Raw genomic sequence first — 1,010 nt, 5'->3', positions numbered from 1 at the left:
TTACCAATGCTTAATCAGTGAGGCACCTATCTCAGCGATCTGTCTATTTCGTTCATCCATAGTTGCCTGACTCCCCGTCGTGTAGATAACTACGATACGGGAGGGCTTACCATCTGGCCCCAGTGCTGCAATGATACCGCGAGACCCACGCTCACCGGCTCCAGATTTATCAGCAATAAACCAGCCAGCCGGAAGGGCCGAGCGCAGAAGTGGTCCTGCAACTTTATCCGCCTCCATCCAGTCTATTAATTGTTGCCGGGAAGCTAGAGTAAGTAGTTCGCCAGTTAATAGTTTGCGCAACGTTGTTGCCATTGCTACAGGCATCGTGGTGTCACGCTCGTCGTTTGGTATGGCTTCATTCAGCTCCGGTTCCCAACGATCAAGGCGAGTTACATGATCCCCCATGTTGTGCAAAAAAGCGGTTAGCTCCTTCGGTCCTCCGATAGTTGTCAGAAGTAAGTTGGCCGCAGTGTTATCACTCATGGTTATGGCAGCACTGCATAATTCTCTTACTGTCATGCCATCCGTAAGATGCTTTTCTGTGACTGGTGAGTACTCAACCAAGTCATTCTGAGAATAGTGTATGCGGCGACCGAGTTGCTCTTGCCCGGCGTCAATACGGGATAATACCGCGCCACATAGCAGAACTTTGAAAGTGCTCATCATTGGAAAACGTTCTTCGGGGCGAAAACTCTCAAGGATCTTACCGCTGTTGAGATCCAGTTCGATGTAACCCACTCGTGCACCCAACTGATCTTCAGCATCTTTTACTTTCACCAGCGTTTCTGGGTGAGCAAAAACAGGAAGGCAAAATGCCGCAAAAAAGGGAATAAGGGCGACACGGAAATGTTGAATACTCATACTCTTCCTTTTTCAATATTATTGAAGCATTTATCAGGGTTATTGTCTCATGAGCGGATACATATTTGAATGTATTTAGAAAAATAAACAAATAGGGGTTCCGCGCACATTTCCCCGAAAAGTGCCACCTGACGTCTAAGAAACCATTA

Annotated in this window: 1 protein-coding gene; it reads right to left on the bottom strand. The window is 47.2% G+C overall.

Translation table 11 applies throughout. The annotated features are described in order from the left end of the window. Nucleotides 1–861, bottom strand: a complete 861-nt coding sequence (locus G0P99_RS18825; protein ID WP_000027050.1) for a broad-spectrum class A beta-lactamase TEM-116 — start codon at nucleotides 859–861, stop codon at nucleotides 1–3. Between the last annotated feature and the right edge of the window lie 149 nt (nucleotides 862–1,010).

The sequence above is a fragment of the Ruegeria sp. PrR005 genome (assembly GCF_010500245.1).
Classification (GTDB): domain Bacteria; phylum Pseudomonadota; class Alphaproteobacteria; order Rhodobacterales; family Rhodobacteraceae; genus Ruegeria_B; species Ruegeria_B marisflavi.
The sequence above is the reverse complement of the archived record's forward strand: the minus strand, read 5'-3'. Positions and strand labels throughout refer to the sequence as shown.

What these genes read in the sequence shown, in the direction of transcription:
- G0P99_RS18825 (WP_000027050.1), bottom strand. Translation starts at nt 861, where the DNA reads ATGAGTATTCAACATTTCCGTGTCGCCCTTATTCCCTTTTTTGCGGCA.